Annotated in this window: 23 protein-coding genes; 7 read left to right on the forward strand and 16 right to left on the reverse strand. The window is 62.0% G+C overall.

Features of this window, described 5'->3' with window-relative positions; translation table 11 throughout:
* Window positions 1-9: 9 nt before the first annotated feature.
* Window positions 10-927, forward strand: coding sequence for a pseudouridine-5'-phosphate glycosidase (locus tag FJV80_RS08415; protein WP_095788101.1), 918 nt, complete (start codon window positions 10-12; stop codon window positions 925-927).
* A 182-nt stretch (window positions 928-1,109) separates the two neighbouring features.
* On the opposite strand, the gene FJV80_RS08420 is transcribed toward FJV80_RS08415, so the two are convergent.
* Window positions 1,110-1,433, reverse strand: coding sequence for a TfoX/Sxy family protein (locus FJV80_RS08420; RefSeq protein WP_095770372.1), 324 nt, complete (start codon window positions 1,431-1,433; stop codon window positions 1,110-1,112).
* 89 nt (window positions 1,434-1,522) lie between these two features.
* Between FJV80_RS08420 and FJV80_RS08425 the strand changes: the two genes are divergently transcribed.
* Window positions 1,523-2,020 (forward strand): GFA family protein, encoded by a 498-nt coding sequence (locus FJV80_RS08425; protein ID WP_095791560.1) that lies wholly within the window; start codon window positions 1,523-1,525, stop codon window positions 2,018-2,020.
* 10 nt (window positions 2,021-2,030) lie between these two features.
* Here FJV80_RS08425 and FJV80_RS08430 read toward each other — a convergent pair whose 3' ends face one another.
* Both FJV80_RS08430 and sufA read right to left on the reverse strand, forming a co-directional pair.
* Window positions 2,031-2,387, reverse strand: coding sequence for a hypothetical protein (locus FJV80_RS08430; RefSeq protein ID WP_142876107.1), 357 nt, complete (start codon window positions 2,385-2,387; stop codon window positions 2,031-2,033).
* A 121-nt stretch (window positions 2,388-2,508) separates the two neighbouring features.
* Window positions 2,509-2,889 carry a Fe-S cluster assembly scaffold SufA gene (gene sufA, locus FJV80_RS08435; protein ID WP_013532156.1) on the reverse strand — a complete coding sequence of 127 codons (381 nt, stop codon included), beginning with the start codon at window positions 2,887-2,889 and terminating at the stop codon, window positions 2,509-2,511.
* Between the two features lie 206 nt (window positions 2,890-3,095).
* On the opposite strand from sufA, the gene FJV80_RS08440 reads away from it, so the two are divergent.
* Window positions 3,096-3,710, forward strand: coding sequence for a hypothetical protein (locus tag FJV80_RS08440; protein WP_142876108.1), 615 nt, complete (start codon window positions 3,096-3,098; stop codon window positions 3,708-3,710).
* A gap of 4 nt (window positions 3,711-3,714) precedes the next feature.
* Here the strand turns inward: FJV80_RS08440 and FJV80_RS08445 are convergent, their stop codons facing one another.
* From FJV80_RS08445 to FJV80_RS08470, 6 genes are all read right to left on the reverse strand, one after another.
* Entirely contained in the window at window positions 3,715-4,107 is a 393-nt protein-coding gene (locus FJV80_RS08445; protein WP_095770883.1) for an SUF system Fe-S cluster assembly protein, read from the reverse strand.
* A gap of 5 nt (window positions 4,108-4,112) precedes the next feature.
* Window positions 4,113-5,357 carry a cysteine desulfurase gene (locus tag FJV80_RS08450; RefSeq protein WP_142876109.1) on the reverse strand — a complete coding sequence of 415 codons (1,245 nt, stop codon included), beginning with the start codon at window positions 5,355-5,357 and terminating at the stop codon, window positions 4,113-4,115.
* Between the two features lie 4 nt (window positions 5,358-5,361).
* Window positions 5,362-6,630, reverse strand: coding sequence for a Fe-S cluster assembly protein SufD (gene sufD / locus FJV80_RS08455; RefSeq protein ID WP_095791838.1), 1,269 nt, complete (start codon window positions 6,628-6,630; stop codon window positions 5,362-5,364).
* 25 nt (window positions 6,631-6,655) lie between these two features.
* On the reverse strand, window positions 6,656-7,411 hold the full coding sequence (gene sufC, locus FJV80_RS08460) for a Fe-S cluster assembly ATPase SufC (protein WP_015318168.1): 756 nt from the start codon (window positions 7,409-7,411) through the stop codon (window positions 6,656-6,658).
* A 27-nt stretch (window positions 7,412-7,438) separates the two neighbouring features.
* On the reverse strand, window positions 7,439-8,956 hold the full coding sequence (gene sufB / locus FJV80_RS08465) for a Fe-S cluster assembly protein SufB (protein WP_095770374.1): 1,518 nt from the start codon (window positions 8,954-8,956) through the stop codon (window positions 7,439-7,441).
* 190 nt (window positions 8,957-9,146) lie between these two features.
* Window positions 9,147-10,310, reverse strand: a complete 1,164-nt coding sequence (locus FJV80_RS08470) for a cysteine desulfurase family protein (protein ID WP_142876149.1) — start codon at window positions 10,308-10,310, stop codon at window positions 9,147-9,149.
* A 240-nt stretch (window positions 10,311-10,550) separates the two neighbouring features.
* Between FJV80_RS08470 and FJV80_RS08475 the strand changes: the two genes are divergently transcribed.
* Window positions 10,551-11,225 carry an alpha/beta hydrolase gene (locus tag FJV80_RS08475; protein WP_027046762.1) on the forward strand — a complete coding sequence of 225 codons (675 nt, stop codon included), beginning with the start codon at window positions 10,551-10,553 and terminating at the stop codon, window positions 11,223-11,225.
* A gap of 21 nt (window positions 11,226-11,246) precedes the next feature.
* Window positions 11,247-11,897, forward strand: coding sequence for an FMN-binding negative transcriptional regulator (locus FJV80_RS08480; protein WP_142876110.1), 651 nt, complete (start codon window positions 11,247-11,249; stop codon window positions 11,895-11,897).
* A 12-nt stretch (window positions 11,898-11,909) separates the two neighbouring features.
* Here the strand turns inward: FJV80_RS08480 and FJV80_RS08485 are convergent, their stop codons facing one another.
* From FJV80_RS08485 to FJV80_RS08500, 4 genes are all read right to left on the reverse strand, one after another.
* Window positions 11,910-12,485: a phosphatase PAP2 family protein gene (locus tag FJV80_RS08485; protein ID WP_246688929.1), complete on the reverse strand. Its 576-nt coding sequence runs from the start codon at window positions 12,483-12,485 to the stop codon at window positions 11,910-11,912.
* A 285-nt stretch (window positions 12,486-12,770) separates the two neighbouring features.
* A complete protein-coding gene (locus FJV80_RS08490; protein WP_185975164.1) occupies window positions 12,771-14,420 on the reverse strand; it encodes a glycosyltransferase family 39 protein in 1,650 nt (549 codons plus the stop codon).
* Between the two features lie 40 nt (window positions 14,421-14,460).
* Window positions 14,461-14,793: a lipid-A-disaccharide synthase N-terminal domain-containing protein gene (locus FJV80_RS08495; protein WP_010909058.1), complete on the reverse strand. Its 333-nt coding sequence runs from the start codon at window positions 14,791-14,793 to the stop codon at window positions 14,461-14,463.
* Window positions 14,786-15,520 (reverse strand): glycosyltransferase family 2 protein, encoded by a 735-nt coding sequence (locus tag FJV80_RS08500; protein ID WP_115139404.1) that lies wholly within the window; start codon window positions 15,518-15,520, stop codon window positions 14,786-14,788. The genes FJV80_RS08495 and FJV80_RS08500 overlap by 8 nt, the downstream gene beginning before the upstream one ends.
* Before the next feature lie 307 nt (window positions 15,521-15,827).
* Between FJV80_RS08500 and tyrS the strand changes: the two genes are divergently transcribed.
* Complete coding sequence (gene tyrS / locus FJV80_RS08505) at window positions 15,828-17,081, forward strand: tyrosine--tRNA ligase (protein WP_142876112.1); 1,254 nt, start codon at window positions 15,828-15,830, stop codon at window positions 17,079-17,081.
* 6 nt (window positions 17,082-17,087) lie between these two features.
* Here tyrS and FJV80_RS08510 read toward each other — a convergent pair whose 3' ends face one another.
* Window positions 17,088-20,462: a DUF3971 domain-containing protein gene (locus tag FJV80_RS08510; protein ID WP_142876113.1), complete on the reverse strand. Its 3,375-nt coding sequence runs from the start codon at window positions 20,460-20,462 to the stop codon at window positions 17,088-17,090.
* Between the two features lie 95 nt (window positions 20,463-20,557).
* Between FJV80_RS08510 and FJV80_RS08515 the strand changes: the two genes are divergently transcribed.
* The gene (locus FJV80_RS08515) at window positions 20,558-21,025 is read left to right on the forward strand and encodes a peroxiredoxin (RefSeq protein ID WP_095770889.1); all 468 of its coding nucleotides are present in this window, start codon (window positions 20,558-20,560) and stop codon (window positions 21,023-21,025) included.
* A gap of 28 nt (window positions 21,026-21,053) precedes the next feature.
* Here the strand turns inward: FJV80_RS08515 and FJV80_RS08520 are convergent, their stop codons facing one another.
* Both FJV80_RS08520 and FJV80_RS08525 read right to left on the reverse strand, forming a co-directional pair.
* Window positions 21,054-22,196 carry a GNAT family N-acetyltransferase gene (locus FJV80_RS08520; RefSeq protein ID WP_246688930.1) on the reverse strand — a complete coding sequence of 381 codons (1,143 nt, stop codon included), beginning with the start codon at window positions 22,194-22,196 and terminating at the stop codon, window positions 21,054-21,056.
* On the reverse strand, window positions 22,193-23,188 hold the full coding sequence (locus tag FJV80_RS08525) for a sterol desaturase family protein (protein WP_142876151.1): 996 nt from the start codon (window positions 23,186-23,188) through the stop codon (window positions 22,193-22,195). The genes FJV80_RS08520 and FJV80_RS08525 overlap by 4 nt, the downstream gene beginning before the upstream one ends.
* Between the last annotated feature and the right edge of the window lie 215 nt (window positions 23,189-23,403).

Genomic DNA, 23,403 nt, shown 5'->3' on the forward strand with positions numbered 1-23,403 from the left:
GAGATCCAGATGAGACCCGAAACCGCCCGCCCCTTCATCGACATCCACGCACCAGTGGCGCAAGCCCTGGCCGCCGGGCGCCCGGTTGTGGCGCTGGAAAGCACCATCATCACCCATGGCATGCCCTACCCCGACAATGGCGCCATGGCAGCCAATGTCGAGAAGATCATCAGCGACGGCGGCGCCGTACCGGCGACGATCGCGGTGGTTGGCGGCCGCATCAAGATCGGCCTGTCTGACGGCGAGCGCGAATCGCTGGCCATGACCGGTGACGCCATGAAGCTGTCGCGCGCCGACCTCGGCTTCGCCGTCGCGCAAGGACGCACCGGCGGCACGACCGTCGCAGCCACCATGATCGCGGCTGAAATGGTTGGGATAAAGGTGTTCGCCACCGGCGGCATTGGCGGCGTGCACAAGGGCGCGGAGAAGAGTTTTGACATCTCCGCCGATCTCGACGAATTGGCACGCACGCCGGTGATCGTCGTCTCGGCCGGCGCCAAGGCCATCCTCGACATCGAAAAGACGCTGGAAGTGCTGGAGACGCGCGGCGTGCCTGTCGTCGGCCATGGCTGCGAGACGATGCCCGCCTTCTGGTCGCGGCAGTCGCCATTCCGCGCCCCGCTGACCTTGCACGGACCGGAAGAGATCGCGCATTTCTACCAGACCAGGGTTGCGCTGGGGCTCGGCGGCGGCATGCTGGTCGCCAATCCGGTGCCGGAAAACCAGGAAATCCCGGCCGAGGAGATGGCCGGCTACATCGAAGCCGCGCAAAAGGCCGCCGAGGCGCTCAACGTGACCGGCAAGGCGGTGACGCCGTTCCTGCTGGGAAAAATCCTGGAGTTGACCGGCGGCCGCAGCCTCAAGACCAACATCGCGCTGGTCGAAAACAATGCGCGGCTGGCGGCCGAGATCGCCAAGGCCCTGTAGGTTCAAGCGGCAAATGCCCCCTCACCCGGATTGCCAAGACCGAATTGCAAAAGAGCAATTCGGGGCAATCCGACCTCTCCCCGAGGGGATAGGAGCTTGCAGCGCCGGCGCTTTCCTCTTCTCCCCAGCGGGAGAACGTGGCCGCGCAGCGGCCGGATGAGGGGCCTCGCGCTTGCGGGGATCTACTTGCCTGCGCGCCGCCCTGCCTCATAGGCGCGGCGTGCCCACACCGCCATCTCGTCGGGATCGTCAAAGGCGCTGTCGGGAATGCTCCAATAGGGCATGGCGACCAGCTTGCCGTGGCGCTTGCCGGTATAGGTCCATTGCTTGCAGCCCGCGGCTTCGAAATCGGGCGCGCTTTGCTCGTCGGCCTTGAGCAGCAATTCGCCGCGCAGCACGATGGCGACGATGACGCCGTCGAAATAGATGCCCTTGCCGCCGAACAGCCGGCGGATGCTGACCGGGCCTAGCCCTGAGAACAGTTCGGCGATGCGTTCATTGTCCATGCCGCGATCATGTCACCGGCATTTGACATTGTCATCGCGCAACCAGAACCATGCTGACAAGTTAAGCCCATTCCATCGGAGTTCTTGTCATGCCGCTTCTGCTCAAGGGGTCCTGCCGCTGCAACGCCGTGCGTTTCGAGGTGGAGAGCCACACGCCCGTGCCGTTCATGCTGTGCTACTGCTCGATCTGCCGCAAGCAGCAGGGTGGTGGCGGCTTCGCCATCAATCTCGGCGCCGATTACCAAACGCTGAACATCCGGGGCAAGAGAAGCCTTGGCGTCTACCGCGCCGAGATCGAGGACGACGAGCATCCGCACTGCGAGGTCTCGACCGGCGAGCGCAATTTCTGCCGCAAATGCGGCTCGGCGCTCTGGCTTTACGACCCGACCTGGCCGGACCTTGTGCATCCCTTCGCCTCGGCGATCGACAGCGACCTGCCGAAGCCGCCTGAAAAGGTGCATCTGATGCTGAAATACAAGGCGAACTGGGTCGAGCCCGATATCGGCAAGGGCGACAAGACGTTCGATGTCTATCCCGAGGAATCAATCGCCGACTGGCACAAGCGGACGGGGATGTGGGTGGAGTAGAGGGAAAATCCTATTGTGCTTTGATCATTTTTGACAGCCCTCGAACTGTAGACGCCAGGAAGGCAACGGTTACAAAGCCGAAGAGGGTGATCATGTCGCTCCTATGCACCTCAAGCGCACAAAATCCGAATAAAATAGCAACAATCACGCCGGATAACTGGCACGCTATATACAATAGCTTTATCTTGTTCGGTATTCCCTTGCCGAATACATAAAAATCGAGCGACATCCGTGTCTGATAGTCGTTCAAATTCATCTGCTGAAACAGGTTATTTTTCACATACCGGTAAACCCGGTAATATGCGAAAAGGGAAAACAAAATAATGAGAACCGACGCGAGAACCAAAGGAGGCAGATGGCTATTCATCGCGGCACCCCGAAACCATCAAACACTGGACGGCGGGAATTTATGACGACAGCGCTCTATTTAGCGTAAACTACGACGCGCGCTTTTGATTTATCCAGCTATACCAGAATCCGATCGCATTTCAGGCCGAGGCGCGTGCTTCCGCCAATGCCTTGAGGTCAGCCGGCTTCAGTTCGACGGATTCGCCGCAGCCGCAGGCCGAACTCTGGTTCGGGTTGTGGAAGGTGAAACCGGTGCGCAGCGTGGTCTGCTCGAAATCCATCTCGGTGCCGAACAGGAACAGCGCTGCCTCCGGTGCGACATAGACGTGGGCGCCGTCGCGCTCGATGTGGTCGTCCTTGGTGTTGGGCTCGGTCACCAAGTCGACCGTATATTCCATGCCGGCGCAGCCGCCCTTCTTTATGCCCAAGCGAATGCCGTGCGCGTTGTCACGGGTAGCCACGATCTCGCGCACGCGGTCCGCAGCCTTTTCGGTCATCGTGATGACGGCAAAGCGTCCCATTCTTTTTCCTTCTCCAATCCATGCAGGTTCAAGGCCTGCGGGATGAGTCTTCCCCTAAGATGGTGAAGATTGTTGGCTGGCGCAACCCCGGACCCGCAAAGCGCCTTACCAGGCGCTGCGCCTAACAAGAAGACAGACTTTCACTCTCATCTGCAAATACCCACAACTCGATACCACGACCTTGATTGCCCTGCATGCAAGCATTAATGTTCACGCTGCGATCTGCCGACTATGGTTGTTTTTTTGGAAAAGACGGACAACTACTTATGATGCAACTCGATCATACCAGAGATGTTTTGATTTTTTCTGACGATTTAGGAACAATAAAAAGTAACTTTACAAAACTTTTTGCGATTTTAATATTTATTTCTTTTATATTTTTATTATCTCATCAAAGATCGAATCTTTTAGGCCAGGCCATGTTCACGTTCGTCATTACAATACTGTTTTTTGTTATGGGTCTTGCTATCTACCGTACATATTTCAGCCGCCGCTCGGTAGTGGTATCCCCTGATGGCATCAAAGACTCGGGTATCACAATCGAAACGGTACCATGGTCCGCGGTAGACGCAGTTGAACTGAAGACGGTTTCCCGTGCCCTAACAGGCCAACAACCCGTTGCCGTCCTTTTGCGACTGAGGCCCCGCGCCGGTGACACTCTTAAGCTGACTCGGCGTGGCAGAATGTTGTTTCTTAACAACGATGCGCTTTGGATCCCGGTCGGAGGTGGCATGATAGTCGACGGAAACCCATCCAGTCCCGAAAGTTTTTCGAGAACGATCGCGGCTTACGCCCGAACCTATGGCAAGGGGCTTAAGTAATTCGTCAATACCACCCAACCGCCACCTGCGCCTCTTCCGACATGCGGTCGGGCGACCAGGGCGGGTCGAAGGTCATGTTGACCTCGACGCCGGACACGCCTTCGACGGCGCCGACAGCATTTTCGACCCAGCCGGGCATTTCGCCTGCCACCGGGCAGCCCGGCGCGGTCAGCGTCATGTCGATCTTGACCGAACGGTCGTCCTCGATGTCGATCTTGTAGACGAGGCCGAGCTCGTAGATGTCGGCCGGGATTTCCGGATCGTAGACGGTCTTCAGCGCCGAGACGATGTCGTCGGTCAGCCGCGCCAGTTCGTCGGCGGGAATGGCCGTGGCGGAAACGACGCTGTTGGCGGCGGGTTCCGGAGTGGTCTCGGCAGTGATGCTCGCATCATCCATGATCGTCACCCAAAGAATTTGCGCGCTTTTTCAAGCGCCTCGGCCAAGGCGTCGACTTCGGCCCTGGTATTATACATGCCGAACGATGCCCTGCATGTGGAGGTTACGCCAAAGCGTTTCAACAGCGGCTGGGCGCAATGAGTGCCCGCACGGACTGCCACGCCCTGCCTGTCTATCACCATCGACACGTCATGGGCATGAATGCCCTGCAGTTCGAAGGAGATGATCGCGCCCTTGCCGGGCGCATCGCCAAAGATGCGCAGCGAGTTGATGGCGCGCAGCCGTTCATGCGCATAGGTCTTGAGGTCTTCCTCATGCGCCGCGATGCGCTCGCGGCCGATCTTTTCCATGTAGTCGAGGGCCGCACCCAGCCCGATTGCCTGGACGATCGGCGGCGTGCCGGCCTCGAAGCGATGCGGCGGCTCGTTGTAGGTGACGATGTCTTCCGTCACCTCCTCGATCATCTCGCCACCGCCCATGAAGGGCCGCATGCCCTGGAGAATGTCCTTCTTGCCGTAGAGCACGCCGATGCCGGAGGGCCCGTAGACCTTGTGGCCGGTGAAGACGAAGAAGTCGCAGTCAAGATCCTGCACGTCGATCGGCATGTGCACGGCGCTCTGGCTGCCGTCGACCAGCACGGGAATTCCACGCGCATGCGCGATGCGCACGATCTCCTTGATCGGCGTCACCGTGCCCAGCGCATTCGACATCTGCGTGATGGCGACGAGCTTGGTGCGATCGGTCAGCCGCTTCTCGAATTCCTCGATGTGGAAGGCGCCGAGATCGTCGACCGGCACCCAGACCAGTTTGGCGCCCTGCCGCTCGCGGATGAAATGCCAGGGAACGATGTTGGAGTGGTGCTCCATGATCGACAGCACGATCTCGTCGCCCTCGCTGATGTTGGGCATGCCATAGCCATAGGCGACCGTGTTGATCGCCGAGGTCGTGTTCGAGGTGAAGACGATGTTGTCGGTGCTTGGCGCATTGAGGAAGCGGCGCACTGTCTCTCGCGCCTTTTCATAAGCGTCGGTCGCCGCGTTGGAGAGGAAATGCAGGCCGCGATGGACGTTGGCGTATTCCTGGGAATAGGCATGCTGGATCGTGTCCAGCACCACCTGCGGCTTCTGCGCCGAGGCGCCGTTGTCGAGATAGACCAGCTTCTTGCCGTAGACTTCACGCGACAGGATCGGGAAGTCGCGGCGGATCGCCTCGACGTCGTAGAAATCTCCGATCTTGCCTGGAGCGTTCATCATCTCACCCGTGCGTTACGAACCATTCGTCGAGCCTGGCTTCCAGCGCCTCGACGATCGTCTCGTCGTCCAGTTCCTCGATCACCTCAGCGACGAAGGCCTTGACGAGCAGGCCGCGAGCAGACTTCTCGTCAACGCCGCGCGCCATCAGGTAGAACAGATGGTCGTGGTCGATCTCGGTCACCGTCGCGCCATGGCCGCAGACGACGTCGTCAGCGAAGATTTCGAGCTCAGGCTTGGTCGAGAACTCGCCATCATCCGACAACAGCAGCGTGTTGCAGGCCATCTTGGCGTTGGTCTTCTGCGCATATTGGTGGACATTGATGCGGCCCTGGAAGACGCCGCGCGCCTTACCCGTCACCACGTTGCGGATCACTTCCGTCGAGGTCGTGTGCGGCACGGCGTGGTCGAGCACCATTGTCACGTCGCCATGGGTATCACCGGCCAGAAGGTTGATGCCGCGCAGTTTGAAATCGGCGCCTTCGCCAGTCGTCTTGACCATGACCTCCTGGCGCACAAGCTTGCCGCCGGCGTTCATGACAAACAGCGTCAGTTTCGCGTTCTTGCCGATATGGGCCTTGAACTGCGCCAGATGGGTCGCCGTCTCCGGCTGCTCCTGGACGATCAGCCATGTCACCTCGGCGCCCTCGCCGAGCACGAGTTGGCTGACCGAACTGACCAGCGCCGCGCCATCACCCGCCTGACGCTCGACGATGACGGCCTTGGCGCCGGCGCCGACGCGAACGGCCAAGCGCACATGGGTCTGGCCGCCAGCCTGCACATTCTGCAGTTCGATCGGCTTTTCAAGTTCCGTGCCATCGGCGATGTCGACAAAATAACCGTCGGCGACGAAAGCGGTGTTCAGCGCGCCTATGGCATCGTCGCTGCCATAGGGATCGAGCCCCGGCGCGATGCTGCCATCAACCAGCTTTTCCGACAGGCTTTGCACGGTGACACCGTCAAGGACCGGTACCTTCACATCGGATTTGCCGTTCAGGACCGGCAGGACGGCGGAGCCTTCGACGATCGGCGCGAAAACCTTGGCCATGGCGGTCGGGTCGAAATCCGGCACCACGCTCAACAGTCGGCGCAGATCGGTATAGTGCCAGGATTCGATGCGCCGCGTCGGCAGGCCGTGCTTGATCGCCTCGATCGCGTCGTCGCGCTTCAGCATCACCGCGCCGTCTCCCGGCAGCAGCGACAGCCGGTCGCCGAACGCGTCGATCAACGCTGTCTCGGCCGGTGTCCGCTGCGGTTGTGTGTGGATATTCATCAGTTTGACCTTGCCTTCTGGCATCTCACGCGGCTTCGCCGATCACGCCGGCATAGCCGTTGGCCTCGAGGTCGAGCGCCAGCGACTTGTCGCCGGATTTGATGACCTGGCCCTTGTAGAGCACATGCACGCTATCGGGCACGATGTGTTCAAGCAGCCGCTGGTAATGGGTGATGACCAGGAACGCCCGGTCGGGCGCGCGCAGCGCGTTGACGCCGTCGGAAACGATCTTCAGCGCATCGATGTCGAGGCCGGAATCGGTCTCGTCGAGCACGCAAAGTTTCGGCTCCAATAGCTTCATCTGCAGGATCTCGGCGCGCTTCTTCTCGCCGCCGGAGAAGCCGACATTGAGCGGCCGCTTCAGCATCGCCATGTCCATGCTGAGCGAGGCGGCGGCTTCCTTCACCCGCTTCAGGAATTCCGGGATCTTCAGCGGCTCCTCGCCGCGCGCCTTGCGCTGCTCGTTCATCGCCACTTTCAGGAATTCCATGGTCGCCACACCCGGTATCTCCATCGGATACTGGAAGGCGAGGAAAATGCCCGACGTGGCGCGCTCGGCCGGATCCATCTCCAGGATCGACTGGCCATTGTAGAGGATGTCGCCCTCGGTGACCTCATAGTCCTCGCGGCCGGCGAGGATATAGGACAGCGTCGACTTGCCCGAGCCGTTCGGGCCCATTATCGCGGCGACCTCGCCGGCCTTCACCGTCAGGTTCAGGCCGCGGATGATTTCGGTGCCGTCATCGACGATGCGGGCGTGCAGGTTCTTGATCTCAAGCATTCTTTTGTTTCCTGAATATCTGTCCGGTCAGCCGACCGAGCCCTCAAGCGAGATACCGATCAGCTTCTGCGCCTCGACGGCAAACTCCATCGGCAGCTGCTGGATGACGTCCTTGACGAAGCCGTTGACGATCAGCGCGATGGCTTCCTCCTCGGGAATGCCGCGCTGCATGACGTAGAACTTCTGGTCCTCGGAAATCTTGGACGTCGTCGCCTCGTGCTCGAACTGCGCCGTCGAGTTCTTGGCTTCCATGTAAGGCACGGTGTGGGCGCCGCACTGGTCGCCGATCAGCAAACTGTCGCAGTTGGTGAAGTTGCGGGCATTGGTCGCCTTGCGGTGCGCCGAGACCTGGCCGCGATAGGTGTTCTGCGAGAAGCCGGCGGCGATGCCCTTGGAGATGATGCGGCTCGACGTGTTCTTGCCGAGATGGATCATCTTGGTGCCGCTATCGACCTGCTGATAACCGTTGGAAACGGCGATCGAATAGAACTCGCCTGAGGAGTCGTCGCCGCGCAGGATGCAGCTCGGGTACTTCCAGGTGATGGCCGAGCCGGTCTCGACCTGCGTCCACGAAATCTTCGAACGGTCGCCACGGCAGTCGCCGCGCTTGGTGACGAAATTGTAGATGCCGCCCTTGCCCTCGGCATCGCCGGGGTACCAGTTCTGCACGGTCGAATATTTGATCTCGGCATCGTCGAGCGCCACCAGTTCGACGACCGCCGCGTGCAGCTGGTTCTCGTCACGCTGCGGTGCGGTGCAGCCCTCGAGATAGGAGACGTAAGCCCCCTCCTCGGCGATGATCAACGTGCGTTCGAACTGGCCGGTGTTCTTCTCGTTCATGCGGAAATAGGTCGACAGCTCCATCGGGCAGCGCACGCCCTTGGGCACGAAGACGAAGGAGCCGTCGGTGAACACAGCCGAATTCAGCGTGGCGTAGAAATTGTCCGATGTCGGCACGACCGAGCCGAGATATTTCCGCACCAGTTCCGGATGCTCGCGGATGGCTTCCGAGATCGAGCAGAAGATGACGCCGGCCTGGGCCAGTTCCTTCTTGAAGGTGGTGACGACGGATACGGAATCGAACACCGCGTCGACGGCGACGCGGCCGGATTTGTAGACGTTGTCGCTGGGCTCCTCGAGATCGGATGCATCGGTCTTCTGCACGCCGGCAAGGATCTCCTGCTCGCGCAGCGGGATGCCGAGCTTTTCATAGACCTTCAAGAGTTCCGGATCGACATCGCTGAGTGAGGACGGGCCGGGCGTGCTCTTGGGCGCCGCATAGTAATAGATGTCCTGGAAATCGATCTTCGGATAGTGGACGCGTGCCCAGGTCGGCTCGTCCAGCGTCAGCCAGCGCCGATAGGCTTCCAGACGCCATTCCAGCATCCAGGATGGCTCGTCCTTCTTGGCCGAAATGAAACGGATGATGTCTTCGCTCAGGCCCTTGGGAGCCTTGTCGACAGCGATTTCAGTCTGGAATCCATATTTGTATTGGTCGACGTCGATCTTTCGGACCCGATCGATCGTGTCCTGCACAGCAGGCATATGCGTTCTCCATCCACGCCGGGGTCAAGGCCCGGCAGTTTTCAAACTATGGCACCGCCAACGGCAGCCCCTGGAGGCGCCGGAAGTGGCGTAAGTTCCATATAGTGCGTTTCGACCGGAAATTCACCCGGCCACTTGCAAACGCACGGCTCTACCAGGCTGCGAAGCCTGAATTCCTTTTTCACCGCGTTCAGGCGGCCTGTTCCCTGCCCGCCCGGCGCTGGGCAATTCCCGCCAGCGCGGTGCGGAACAATTCAATGTCCTCGGCGCCCGTCGCAGCACCGATCGACACGCGCAAGGCGCCAAGACTGTCGCCATAGCCCATGGCTTTCAGCACGTGGCTCGGCCCGACCTTGCCCGACGAACAGGCGGAGCCGGCCGACAGCGCCACACCGGCGAGATCAAAGGCGATCTGTGCGGTTTCGGCCTTGATGCCCGCAATAGCGAAGAATGTCGTGTTGGCAAGCCTTGGCGCGTCGGTTCCAAAGATTTCCGCGTCCGGCACCAGCATTTTCACGATGGCTTCGATCTCATCGCGTCGCTGGCGCACCGCATCGATCGCCGGCAGTCCGGCCAGCGCTTCGCGCGCGGCGGCACCAAAGCCTGATATGGCGGCGAGATTTTCGGTTCCGCCGCGATGGCCCTTTTCCTGGCCGCCGCCATTGATCAGGGGCTTCGGCATCATCAAATCGGCGGCGGCGGCGATGGCACCAACACCCTTGGGACCGCCGATCTTGTGCGAAGACAGAATCAAATAATCGGCGTAACCCTCTGATATGTCGATGGAAACGCGGCCGGCGGCCTGAACCGCGTCGACGACAAGAATGCCGCCCGCGGCCTTGACGATTTCGGCGATGCGAGCGATCGGCTGGATCACGCCGGTCTCGTTGTTGGCGGCGTGGATCGCGACCAGCGGCAGACCATCGGCCTTGTCATGACCTGCAAGTGCCGCGGCCAAGGCGGCAAGGTCGGCAATGCCGTTGGCATCGACGCCGATGCGCGTCACTTGCCCCGCCGGGAAGCGTCCGCCATTCAGCAGGCAGGGATGATCGGCCTCGCAGACGTAGAGCCGGCTCATGCGCACGCTGCCGCGCCCCATCTGCCAATCGGGGGTCAGCAGCGTCGAGGCAGCTTCGGTCGCACCGGAGGTGAACACGACATGTTCGGGCCTGGCATTCACCAGAGCCGCGACCTCGCGCCTTGCCGTCTCGATCAGGCGCCGCGCGGCGCGGCCTTCGGCATGGACCGATGATGGGTTGGCCGCCACGTCAAGCGCCGCGACCATAGCCTCGCGCGCCGCTGGGAGCAGCGGCGCACTGGCATCGTAGTCGAGATAGGCGCGTTTTGCGGCCATTTTCGTCCAGTTGATCCCGTCAGAAGCCATTCGGTCGTCGTATGGCGTTATTTCCTTGAAATTCCAAGGCGAGCCGTCCTATTTACGCGGCTTGCGGCGCGGGTGGCCGGGCTCGACGTCTGGCCACTCAGTTTTGAATAGTTCTAAACTAGCTTCTAAGAAGACGCTCGCCCTGCGTCAAGGCCAGAGGAAGGTCCGTTCCGGGCGCCGCGCATTCGTATTACCCAAGTGGAGTATTTTATGCCTGAGGTCATTTTCACCGGTCCGGCCGGCCGCCTGGAGGGACGCTACCAGCCCTCCAAGGAAAAGAGCGCGCCGATCGCCATCGTCTTGCATCCGCATCCGCAATTCGGCGGCACGATGAACAACAAGATCGTCTACGACCTCTTCTATATGTTCCAGAAGCGCGATTTCACCACGCTGCGCTTCAATTTCCGCGGCATCGGCCGCAGCCAGGGCGAATTCGACCACGGCACCGGCGAGTTGTCGGATGCCGCCGCCGCACTCGACTGGGTCCAGTCGCTGCACCCGGATTCCAAGAGCTGCTGGGTCGCCGGCTATTCGTTCGGCTCGTGGATCGGCATGCAGCTCTTGATGCGCCGGCCCGAGATCGAGGGCTTCATCTCGATCGCGCCGCAACCCAACACCTATGACTTCTCGTTCCTGGCGCCCTGCCCGTCGTCGGGCCTGATCATCCATGGCGATGCCGACAAGGTGGCGCCGCCGAAGGACGTGCAAGGCCTGGTCGACAAGCTGCACACGCAGAAGGGCATCACCATCACGCAGAAGACCCTGCCCGGCGCCAACCACTTCTTCGCCAACCACGCCGATCTTTTGATCGAGGAATGCGCGGACTATCTCGATCGCCGGCTGGCGGGCGAATTGTCCGATCCACGGCCCAAGCGGCTGAGATAAGCAGGAAAGGCGCCAGCGCCGATGTACGAGCCTCCCCATTTCCAGGAAACGCGGCCCGACGTGCTGCATGGACTGATCAGGGCGCATCCGCTCGGCATGCTGATCTCGAACGGGCCTGACGGCCCGGTCGCCAACGCCATTCCCTTCCTGCTCGACGCCGCAGCGGCGCCGAACGGCAGAATGCGGGCTCACCTGGCCAAGGCAAACCCACACTGGCGCCTCATTGCCGACAATCCGGCATCGCCCGTGCTGATCGTCTTCCAGGGCGCCGATGCCTATGTGACGCCCTCTTGGTACGAGACCAAGCGCGAGACCGGCAAGGTGGTGCCGACCTGGAATTATGCCATCGTGCAGGTGCGCGGCACCGTAAAGGTGATCGACGACCAGGCGTGGCTGGCGCGGCAGATTGGCGATCTGACCAATTCCCAGGAAGGTGCCCGCGAGGCACCCTGGGCAGTGACCGATGCGCCGCCGCCCTTCATCCAGTCGCAGATCAAGGGCATTATCGGGCTGGAGATCGAGATCAGCGATATCCACGGCAAGTGGAAGGTCAGCCAGAACCGCCCCGTCGCCGATCGCACCGGCGTGGCGCAGGGACTGGAAAGCGAAGTCGCCGACGCATCCGACATGGTTCGCCTGGTAAGATCCTACGGCGGCCTGGACAACAATTAATCCGGCAAAGACTTATCTGTCCGGTGCAATCAGCCGGAAGGATGCCTTGCGGACCGGCAACCCTGACGGCGTCGGACGGAAGATGAAGCCGAGCCGGGCAAAGACCAGCCCGCAAGCCAGCGCGAAGGCGCAGCCAAGGCCGAAGCCGGCCACCGTGTCGCTCGGATAGTGTGCGCCGACGAAAACCCTGGTCGAGGCGAGACAGGCGGTGATCACCAGGGCAATGTACCAACGCCGCGGAAACAAAAGCAGGAGAACGCCGAACACCGCCCCCATCGTCGTGGCATGGCCGGATGGAAAACCGGCGAAGCGCGCGTCAAAGGCGAAGGGGTGCAGGGCGAGCACGCCAAAATCCTGGAAGTAGAGCGGGCGGGCCCTGCCGATCGCATATTTCAGGACATTGACCAGCAGGCCCGACAGGCCGACAGCGCTCAGCACCAGAAAAGCCAGGCAAGTCCAGTTGTAGACGAGCATCCGCGATCGCCGTGAAAGGCTGCGCCAATCGGTCAGATTGGCCCCAACGAGCAGAAGCGCCGACGGGATCAGGTACCAGCCACCGAGAGCGAACTGGGTGAGGAATTCAGCCACCCCGGCTCCCGGCCATTGGCCATGGACCAACCCTGCCGGTGTATCGAGGCGAACAAAGGCCGCCGCCGTCAGCAACATCCAAACGACGAGCCAGACCGGCCATGCGATGTTGGGGTAACGCGCGGGGCGAGCGGCAAAGCGTCCTCTCACGATCCGCATGGTGTCGCGAAAATTGTCCAGGGACCGTCGCCCTACCCCAAGGAGCCGACCGGAAACTGAAGGGCGCGATTTTACGAGCATTGGGAATTCGACCCCATTGTTGCCGTCATGGGCATCGACGAGCCATCATGGGGCCACACGATAGAGGCCGAGCGACAATTTGTCTCCCGACGAATAGTTGAGGCCGTCGATCTCCGCGACCCGTTTCACGGATTTGCCTTGCACCGACAGAATGCCATTCAGTTTCTGCTCGTCCTCGATCGGCGCCAGCCCTAGCGCGCAGGCAGGATCGGCAAGCAGATGCTGCGCCACGCCGCCGGCATCGGTCAGCACCGTTTTCGTGCCGACCAAGAACACCAGGCTTGGCTCCTGATACCGCGCCGAGGCCAGCACCGTCGTGTCGCAAGGCTTGTTGGCAAGCACCGCCTGCTTGATCGCCGGGCTCAGCCAGATCGGTTTCAGCGATGGGGCGATGACGCCGAACAGCAAGGCATAGGTGATGCCGGCACAGGCCGCGGTGGCGCCGATGCGGGGCAACGGCACCTGCAGCTGCCGCGAAAACGCGAAATAGCCCGTACCCAATGCGGCGGCCGCCGCCGGTATGCTCCACCAGGAGAAGCTGTGGGTGAGATAGATCGGCGCCCCGATGCAAACCGCCGCCAGTCCAAGGCTGACCACGACCAGGCCGAAGGCGGTCGACCACCACAGCCACTGCTGCCAGCGCTTCAGCGGCGCATTGGCGTCCTCGGGCTGCAATGTCAGCAGCCAGCCGATCAGCAGCGCCATGCCGGGATAGGCCGGGAGCACATAATGCGGCAGCTTGGTCGGGATCAGCTCGAACACCAGCCAGAACGGGATGTACCAGGCGAGGCAGAAGCGCAGCCTGACATCGTCGCGCAGGCGGTTGAGGGCCTGGAGGCCGGCGCCGACCGCGATCAGCCCGAAAGGCCACATGAACAGCGAATAGGTCAGCATGTAAAAACCGGGCGGCAGGCCGTGCGATTCCTCGCCCGACGCGACCTTGCCGAGCATGTCCTTGCCGACGGCTTGCTGCAGGAAAGCGCCATGGCTTTTCCAGGTGATCGCGGCAAGCCAGGGCAGTGCGATGACCACGACCAGCAACAGGCCGCGTCCGACCCTGAGCTTCGACAGCCAGCGCCCGTCACGCTCGAACGCGAACAGCACCGCGATGGTCAGCGCCGACAGCAGCGGCGCGATCGGCCCCTTGATGAGGATCGCCGCGCCTTGCGCGATCCAGAAAATCCACCAGAGATGGCCGGCGACTGGTTCTTTGCGGCGCGATGCGAGATAGATCTGCGCCAGCGCACCTTGCGCCGCCACGCAGCAGGCAAGCAGCATCGCATCGGTCTTGGCGTCGCGCCCTTCGAAGGCCGTGGCGAAGATCGCAGCCATCACCAGGCCGGCGGCGATACCGGCACTGGCGCCGAAAAGATTGGTCCCCGTCCAGGCGATCGCCAGCACCGCAATGGCAATGCCCAGTGCCGAGATCGTGCGATAGACCCAGATCGGCGCCTCGGCGCCTGTGCCGCTCAGCGTCACCGCCGCCGACTGCAGCCAGTAGATACCGATCGGCTTCTGGTAGCGCGAGGCCTCCTGGAAGCGGATGTCGACATAGTCGCCGCTCTCGGCCATCTGCTTGGTCGCCTGGACGAAGCGCGACTCGTCCCGGTCGATCGGCGGCAGCGATGCCAGCCCCGAGAGCGTCATCACCAGGCTGAACAGGAAAAGAAGAATGTAGTTCCTGTTCAACGCCATGCATCAGCCTCTCTAACCATTTTTCGACGTGACGGGCCGCTCAATCGACCTTGGTCATCGCCGCCTTGCGCTCATTGGCGATCAGCCAGAGATTTCTGATGTAGATAAACATGCCCATGGCCTGGCCAGCGATGAACACCGGATCCTGGCGCTGGATGGCATAGATCAGAAGCAGACCGCCGCCGAACAAGGAGAAGAACCAGAAGGCCACCGGCACGACGCTGCGCTTGGCCTTTTCCGAGGCGAGCCATTGCACGACGAAGCGCATGGTGAAGAAGAACTGCGCAACGAAGCCGAGCAGGATCCACGCATCGAATTGCTTGATGAAAACCTGGTGAAGCCAGGTCCCCAGTTCCTGAAGCACGTTAAACACGCTTGATTTCCTCTACTTTTGGCATCCTGCGGCGTCGGCGGCGCAGCCACCAGACACCGCCGAGATCGAGCGCGCCCTGCAGGCCACGGTCGAAAATGCCGTAGTTCGACTTGCCGTGACGGCGCGAGCGGTCGACGACATCGCAATGCACGACGCGATAGCCTTCCTGGATGACCAGGGCTGGGACGAAGCGGTGCGTGCCGTCGAAGAAGGGCAGTTTGCGCAGGATATCGGTGTGGACAGCCTTCAGGCCGCAGCCCGTATCACGCGTCTCGTCATGCAGGATGGCGTTTCTCAGCCAGTTGGCGAAGCGAGACGCCAGCTGCTTGACCTTGCTGTCGCGGCGCTTGAGGCGCTGGCCCTGGGCGGCGCCGAAATCCGGCCCGGCCTGCCGCAGGGCGTCGACCAACACCGGAATGTATTGCGGATCATTCTGGCCGTCGCCGTCTATGGTGGCGACGATGCCGCCGCGCGCCGCCCAGGCGCCCGAGCGCACCGACAGGCTCTGGCCGGCGGATTTCTGGTGCCGCAATTCCCGCACCGGAAAAGAGCGAAGTGCCGTCTGTTCGGCAAGCACGGCAGCCGTCTCGTCGGTCGAGCCGTCATTGACGATGATCAGTTCGAAGTCGCGCCCGGCCATCGCCGCCTCGATCTCGTCGATCAAGAGCGGCAGGTTTGCCGCCTCGTTCCTGCAAGGAATGACAATGGATATCAATGCGTCCGGCATGTCGCGTCGGGGCTCTGTCGTCGAATGTGGCATTGATGGATGCCGTGCGGTGCCGCTCGAGGTCGTGGGCTGCAAGAACCTTTGGCGCGGCGCCTCATTACCCCGGCCGAAACGATGAAGCAAGCGTGACGGCATTATCCGCGCGGGCCGCAAAACCGGATTCCACTTTTGCTGATCGCGACCTCCTGGTTGGCGCGCGATCTGACGCAAAACCGGATTCCACTTTTGCTGATCGCGCTTGGATGCTAAACGCGCCCGTTCACATATGCCCGCGCCGGACCGGGCGGACGCTTTCGGGAAAGAAAACATGCCTGCCTTCAAATCCGATTTCCTGCGCACGATGAGCGAGCGTGGCTTCATCCACCAGATTTCGGATGAGACCGGCCTCGACGAGCTTTTCGCCAAGGAAACGGTCACCGCCTATGTCGGCTATGACGCCACCGCCACCAGCCTGCATATCGGCAATCTGATCTCGGCGACCATGCTTTACTGGCTGCAGGAAACCGGACACAGGCCGATCGCCCTGATGGGCGGCGGCACGTCGATGATCGGCGACCCGTCCTTCCGCGACGACCAGCGCAGCCTTCTAACGCCGGAAGCGATCGCCACCAACATCGAAGGCATCAAGCGCATCTTCGGCCGCATCCTGCGCTTCGGCGACGGCCCGAACGACGCCATCATGGTCAACAATGCCGACTGGCTGATGAAACTCAACTATGTCGAGTTCCTGCGCGATGTCGGCCGGCATTTCTCCGTCAACCGCATGCTGACCTTCGACAGCGTCAAGCTCAGGCTCGACCGCGAGCAATCGCTGTCGTTCCTCGAATTCAACTACATGATCCTGCAGGGCTATGATTTCGTCGAGCTCGCCCGGCGCCAGAACTGCCGCCTGCAGATGGGCGGCTCGGACCAGTGGGGCAACATCATCAATGGCGTCGATCTCGGCCATCGCATGGGCGCGCCGCAGCTTTACGCCCTGACCACGCCGCTGCTGACGACATCGTCGGGCGCCAAGATGGGCAAGTCGGCGAAGGGTGCGGTATGGCTCAACGGCGACCTCTTCTCGCCCTATGATTTCTGGCAGTACTGGCGCAACACCGAGGACGCCGATGTCGAGCGCTTCCTGAAGATATTCACCCGCCTGCCGCTCGACGAAATCGCGCGCCTGGCCGCCCTCGGCGGCTCCGAGATCAACGAGGCCAAGAAGATCCTGGCCACCGAGACGACGGCAATCGTCCACGGCCGCGAAGCGGCGAACCAGGCCGAGGAAACCGCGCGCAAGACCTTCGAGGAGGGGGCGCTCGCCGAGACATTGCCGACCGTCGGGGCCGACAAGGCGGCACTCGAAGCCGGCGTCGGCATCCTGTCGCTGCTGGTCACGGCCGGGCTGGCATCGTCCAATGGCGAGGCGCGGCGCCACATACAGGGCGGCGCGGTTCGCATCAACGACCAGTCGGTCAATGACGACCGCCGCATGGTGACGCTTCAGGATCTGAGTCCAGAAAACGTCGTAAAGCTTTCATTGGGTAAGAAAAAACACGTTCTGGTGCGGCCGGCCTGAGGCCGTTCATCGATATTCGAAGATCGACCTGAATATGCCCGGCGCGATCACCGACAGCGGGTTGACGTCGAGCACCGGCTTGTTGGCATTGCCCCTGAGCCGATAAGTGACACCGATCAGGCCGCGGTCGCGGCCGTTGCCCAGCAGCGCGCCGACGATGGGCAATTCGCCGAAGATGCGGTTGAGGCCATAGACCGGCATGAAGGTGCCAGTCATGTCCATATTGTTGTTCTGGTCGTAGAGGATGCCCTGGAACGTCGTGCCGATGCGCGGACCGCGCAGCACGCCATTGGCCAGCTTCAGATAGCCGCTGCCTTTCTCGATCTCGGCATAGCCGCGTTCGAACTTGACCCGCGATGTGTCGAGATTGCCCTTGACCGCCTGGTTGAGACTGCGGTTGTCGCCGGCCGGCGTGGTCGAGACAATCGAGGCGAGCTTCGGTTCGTTGACGATGAAGAAGTTGCTGGTGTCGACCTTGCCCGTCATCGGCCCGTCGCCGGCCCCCGTCAGCGCCAGCATGATCGAGCCGCCTTCCATGTGCTCGTAGACGTTCAGGAACCTCAATATCGCGCCGGCGTCCGCCGACTTCACGTTGAGCGAGCGCCGGCCGTCGCCGGTAGTGTTGCTGATGGTGATGGCCGCGCCCGAACTTGCCGTGGCGCTGACCTTCAGCCCGTTCACCCTTGAGCCGGCCGCGCTGTAGTCGAGCTTCAAATTGGACAGTTGCTCGTCATGGAAGCCGGTGAGCTGCTCGACGTCGGCGCTGACGGAAATGTTGTCCGTTCCGGTCGTCTTGGTCGCGGTGTCCACATCGGACGTGAACTGCTTGATGAGCGAACGAGCGTCGAGCGCCTTGCCGTTTATGTCGACGGCGTAGCCCTTGCCCGAGCGCTTCACCGAAATCGCGACGTCGTCACCCCGGTTCAAGGTGACCTTGCCGAACCTGGCCGACGACAGGGCGCCGTTGACCAGCACGATGCTGCCGTCGATGGAGAATGTTTTGCCGTCGAGGTTGAAATCGGACAGTGTCGTGGTGTCGCCGGCCTTGGTCATGACGAAGGTGACGTTGGCGGGAACCCCTGCCCCCTTGCTCCAGCCGGCCCAGGGAATGTCCAGCCTGGCATTGGTCAGGTCGGCCGAGACGTTCTGGTTGCCGCTGCCGCTCTTGTCGATCGCGACCTTCACCGTTCCGCCAAGCAGCGGCGTCAGGCCGGGCATGGCCGCGGCACGGACCTTGTCGTCGAGCACCAGGGCCACCTTGCGGCTGCGCGCCGGCCCGTTGTCCGCCAACGGTTCGATAAGGTCGAGTTCGGCCGGAATGCCGTTGAGCGCTGCCTTGGCGGAGATCACCGCCTTTTCCGGGTCGACGGTGATCGAGCCGTCGGCATCCGTCACGGTCTGTCCCTCGAACGGCTTGGCCAGCGATAGGCCGGTGTAGTCGAGCGACACCAGCCAGTCGAGCTTCGACGTATCGACGCCTGACTGCAGCGGAATGTCGGCCCGGACATGGCCAGTGACGCTGCCGGACAGATCCTCCGGCAGGAAGCCGACATGGCGCATGGCGTTGATCGGCTCGTAGGAGGCGAGTTCGGCGACAGCTGGCGCCTCGCCCTCCACATCGATGTCGAGTGCACCGATGACCGGCGGGCGGTTGGCCGCCTTGACCGCCAGCGTACCGTTGCTGGCCGCCACGGTGCGGCCGCTGGGCATGAAGACGGTGCCCGAGGAGAGCGAAATGTCGACGTCATTGCCGTGGAAGGCGACGACGCCGACCGCGTCGCGTATCGGCGGGATGCGGCCGGCCGTGTCAAAACGCGAGCCTTCGATCTGGAAGCGGCCGAACACCTCGTCGGCCGAAAGCGGCACGCCGTTGCCGAGGCGATCCGGCACGACCTGGAACTGGAGGTTGGCATCGACGACGCGGCCGCCGAACAGATTGTCCAGCACCCAGAGCCGCGCATTGCGCGCCGAAAACCACGGCCACAGCTGCTTGACGTGCGAGACCGGCATGTCGTGCACGTTGAGCGCCAGATTGATCCCGGGGGCCTTGCCGTCAACGAAAGCCACGGCCGCGGTGCCGAGTACCTCGCCGGCAGCGGCGGACCTAACCGCGATCTGCTCGGCCACCAATTTATGGCTCTCGGTCTGATAGACGCCGGCGATGCGGGCGAGGAAGGTCAGCGCGGGCTCGGGCGATTCCGATGGCGCCAGGGTCGAACCGTCGCTGGTCAGGTCATAGCGGTAGGACGGTTCCTCGCCCGCCGCCCCTGTCGCCGGCTTTGGCCCTATCGAGCCGCCGAAATTGAAAGAGGACCGGCCGGATTTCAGCAACAGCCTGTCGACCTGGATCTTGTTGCTGCCATGGACAAGCGTCGCATTGACATCGACATCGGCAGGCAGCAAGCCGCGCGTGCCAAGATCGAGCACCGACCCGGCGGACGACAGAGAGGCCGTCAGCCGTGATTCATTGGTGCCGGATCCTTCCGCTCCCGTCAGCTTCAACGCGATCGCGCCCAGCTTCCCGGCGCCGGTGGCGTCGGCAGATGACAGATCGACGCTCGCAGTCAGCGCCGTGACGCGATGGGCGGCGACATCTCGGGTGGCGGAGGCGGCAACCGTGACCTTCCTGCCGTCGACATCCGCCTCTGAGGAAAACTCCACGGCGCCCGGCCCCGATTGTACGACGGTGGCGTCGGCGATCTTGACCAGCTTGATCGCCCCCGCGTCTGGCAGCACGAATTCGACATTGCTGAGATCGATCCGGCGCATCGAATCTTCCCGCACGGCGTCGAGCGCGCGATGTATGTTGCCGAACAGCGCGTCGGACAGTCTCTCCGGATCGACGAGGCCGTCCTCATTGCGCAATTGCGCTGTCCAGTCGCCGCCGGACGGCATCGCCGCCACAACGATGTGAGCATCCGATATCCTGGCGCTGGTCAGCCGCACCTCTCCCCAAAGAAGCGGGATTAGGCGCATGCCGAAGCGGACGCGGCCAGCATCCGCCATCGGTTTGTCGTCCGATGTCTTCAGGCTGACGTCGCTGACCTGAAGCGCGACGAAGCTCGAACTGTCGAGCGTGATGCGCGCCGGCCCGACCGCCACATTAACATCGACACCGGCGAGTTTCTCGATGGCGGTCTCCGCTTCCGCCCGAAGCCGCTCGGAGCCGATCCCGGAAGCTCCGACCAGATAGACAATGACCGCGGCCAGCAACACGAACGCGACCATGCCGGCGAACACGCGCGAAAGGATGCGGAAGCCGCGGCCGATCGACGCCTGGCCGAGTGGTGGAACGCGGCACGCGGATGGCAAAGCCCCCAGGTCGGTGATCTCGTCACGCCTGAACCGGATCTTCTCGTGCTGCGGTTGCTCCTGATCCACGCAATCTTCCGTTGTACAAATTCGCTCGTGGACGAATCCCCGGTCGACACTATATCGGTGTGGCGTCGCGCGTAACCTCAAACAAGGGCATCGATATGGCTGACCTCGACGTGGGCGATCTTGCGCCGCAATTCGATTTGCCCCGGGATGGCGGCGGCTCGCTCAGCCTGGCCGCATCTGCCGGCAAACCCGTGGTGCTCTACTTCTATCCACAGGACGACACAACAAGCTGCACCCAGGAAGCGATCAGCTTTTCACAGCTGAAACCGCAATTCGAGAAGGCAGGCGCTGTGGTGATCGGTCTGTCACCAGACAACGTCAAGAAGCACGACAAGTTCAAATCGAAATACAACCTCACCGTCGACCTCGCCGCCGACGAGGAGCGCAAGGTGATCGAGGCCTACCATCTGTGGGTCGAGAAATCGATGTATGGCCGCAAATATATGGGCGTCGAGCGAGCGACGTTCCTGATCGGCCGTGACGGTCGGATCGCCAGGATTTGGCGCAAGGTCCGGGTCAAGGGCCATGCCGAGGAAGTGCTGGAAGCCGTTCGCGCGCTTTGAGCGTGGCCAAGGCCCATACGAGCCGTCGTTACTGGTCGGGCGTTTGCGCCTTCGGCTGCCGCTGTGCCTGCCAGGATTTCGTGACATGGACCGCACGATCGGCCAGCGCGGCGAGATGGCCGCGCAGACCGCGCGCGCCGATCATCGACGACAGCCTGACTGATTGCGTGGCGAAGCGCCGCTTGAAATCCTCGCCGCCGCAGAGAAAATCGACTTTGGCAAGGCCACGGTCGAGCGACCACTGGATATAATCCATCATCAGCACCATGCCCGGCGAGGCTCGCTCATATTCGGGATCATAGGTGGTGACGAAAGCCATCATCGTGCCGTGCTGCTCGAAATTGATCGAGACGGCGATGATCGTGTTGTCGAGTTCCAGCACGAAGACGCGCAACAGCCCGAGTTCGGCCAGCACCGAAACCAGCGCGGCGAGAACGGGCGAGCCCTCGTCGAACAGGTCCGAGGCGCGGCCATGCCGGGCGAGCCAGAGGCGCTTCAGCACCGCGACGCGTGCGAGCACCGGCTCGCGTGGGTCATCCGCATCGAGCAGGCGCAAACGCAGTGCACCGGCTTCTTCCATGAACTTGCGGCCACGACGGTAGTTCTGTCGGGCTTTCTTGGACAGCGCCTCGAACCATTCCGCCCCACTTTGCCAGGGGCCGACGACACGGTAGCTGATTTCACTGCGGTTGTTGGGGCGAAGCGCCTTGCCATGGCGCGAGGCCGGATCCAGCAGCGCTCGGACACTGGCATTCGGCAGCAGGCGGTTGAGATAGACGAGGTCGAAGCCGCCCTGGTCAAAGACATGCTGCCAGAGGCGGGAGATCACCTGCGGATCGCTTTCGGGCGCAACCAGCGCGTCGCCATAGTCGCTGTGATCCTTCGCCGCCCATTCGAGCAAGCGGATGCCGGAGCGCTTGAACGTGGCGAGCGCGATCACGCCGTCGAGCCGCTCGCCATTCCAGGCAAGCCCGATCCTGAGCGTGCGCCGCTCCTGATGCGGGGTGGTGCGCCACCAGGCTGCGATCCAGTCCGGGTGCTGGAAGACAAGCCCGCCGGCTCGCTGCCAGAGCGCGGTCCAGGCCGGTGCGATCTCGGCCAGCCGCGCCGCCGATGTCACGACTTCGAAGGTGCGTGTCCGCGGGATCGCCAGCACGAAGGGACCGTTCATGGCCGTGTCCCTTCCGATGATCGCGAGGTCCTTGGCTTTGCGGGCCGGATGCGCCTGGCAATATGCCCCCACATCCGCTTCAACGGCATCACATAAAGGCCGGCGAGGGACTGGTAGTCGCGCACATTGCGGTCAACCAGTCCGAACTTGAAGTCCTCATCGGGTTTCGGCACGCACAATGTTCCGAAGAGTCGGTCCCAGAACGAGAAGAGCAGCCCGAAATTCTTGTCGTAGTGGCGCGGATCGGTGCTGTGATGCAGCTGGTGCCAATGCGGACACAGGACCACATTGTTGAGCGGGCCGAACGAAATCTTGAAATGCGTGTGCCTGACGAAATCCATCATCAGGATGTTGCGCATGACATAGACGTTGACGCCAAAGACGGTCAGTTCGGCAAGGTTCAGTGAAATCAGCGACCAGATGCCGAAGCAGATGCCGACGACGAGGCCATCCCAGGCGCGATTTATCAGCTCGTCGAGCGGGTGGACCCGGTCCTTGGTGATCCCGACCATCACCTCGGCCGAGTGATGCACCTTGTGCAATTCCCAGAGCACCGGATAGCGGTGCTGGGCGACGTGATAGAGATAGTAGGAAATATCGTAGGCGAGCAGCATGGTGATGGTGAAGATCAGCACCGTCACCGGGCCTGCCGGTCCCTCGACCAGCGGCGGCTGGAACTGGAAGAGTGTCGAAAACAGCCAGGTGGTTGCGTAGCCCACCGCCGAAACGAAGACTATTCCGGCGGGTAGCATCAGGAAGGGCATCAGGGCTTTCTTCGTGACCCAGAACAGCAGGTCGGCCCTCGCCGAGGGATGGGTAATGACCTCGTGCGGGATGACGAATTCGAAGAACTCCTTCCAGCTCTTCTCCTCGACCGTGCGCCAATAGGCGACAAGCGCACTGACAAAAGCAGTCAGCAGCAAAAGCCCGGTCGCCAGCAAACTGGTGCCCGAGATCTTGTCGAGGATCTTGCCAGCCAGATCGCCCAGCATTCCTGCCGCCATAGTGTGTCCCAAACCCCGGTACCGCTTCTAATCGAAAACCGTCAATTAAAAGCAATCGAAGACAGTTAAGGAAACCTAGACCTCGATCGCGACCGACAGGCCGCTTCGCTGGCAGCAGATTGGCGCTCATCGCCAATGATTTCACGGCATTACGCACGCTTCCTTGGCCATTTTCATACAACCCTCTACGCGCGCCGCGTGCT

This window comes from Mesorhizobium sp. WSM4310, assembly GCF_007003935.1.
Classification (GTDB): Bacteria; Pseudomonadota; Alphaproteobacteria; order Rhizobiales; family Rhizobiaceae; genus Mesorhizobium.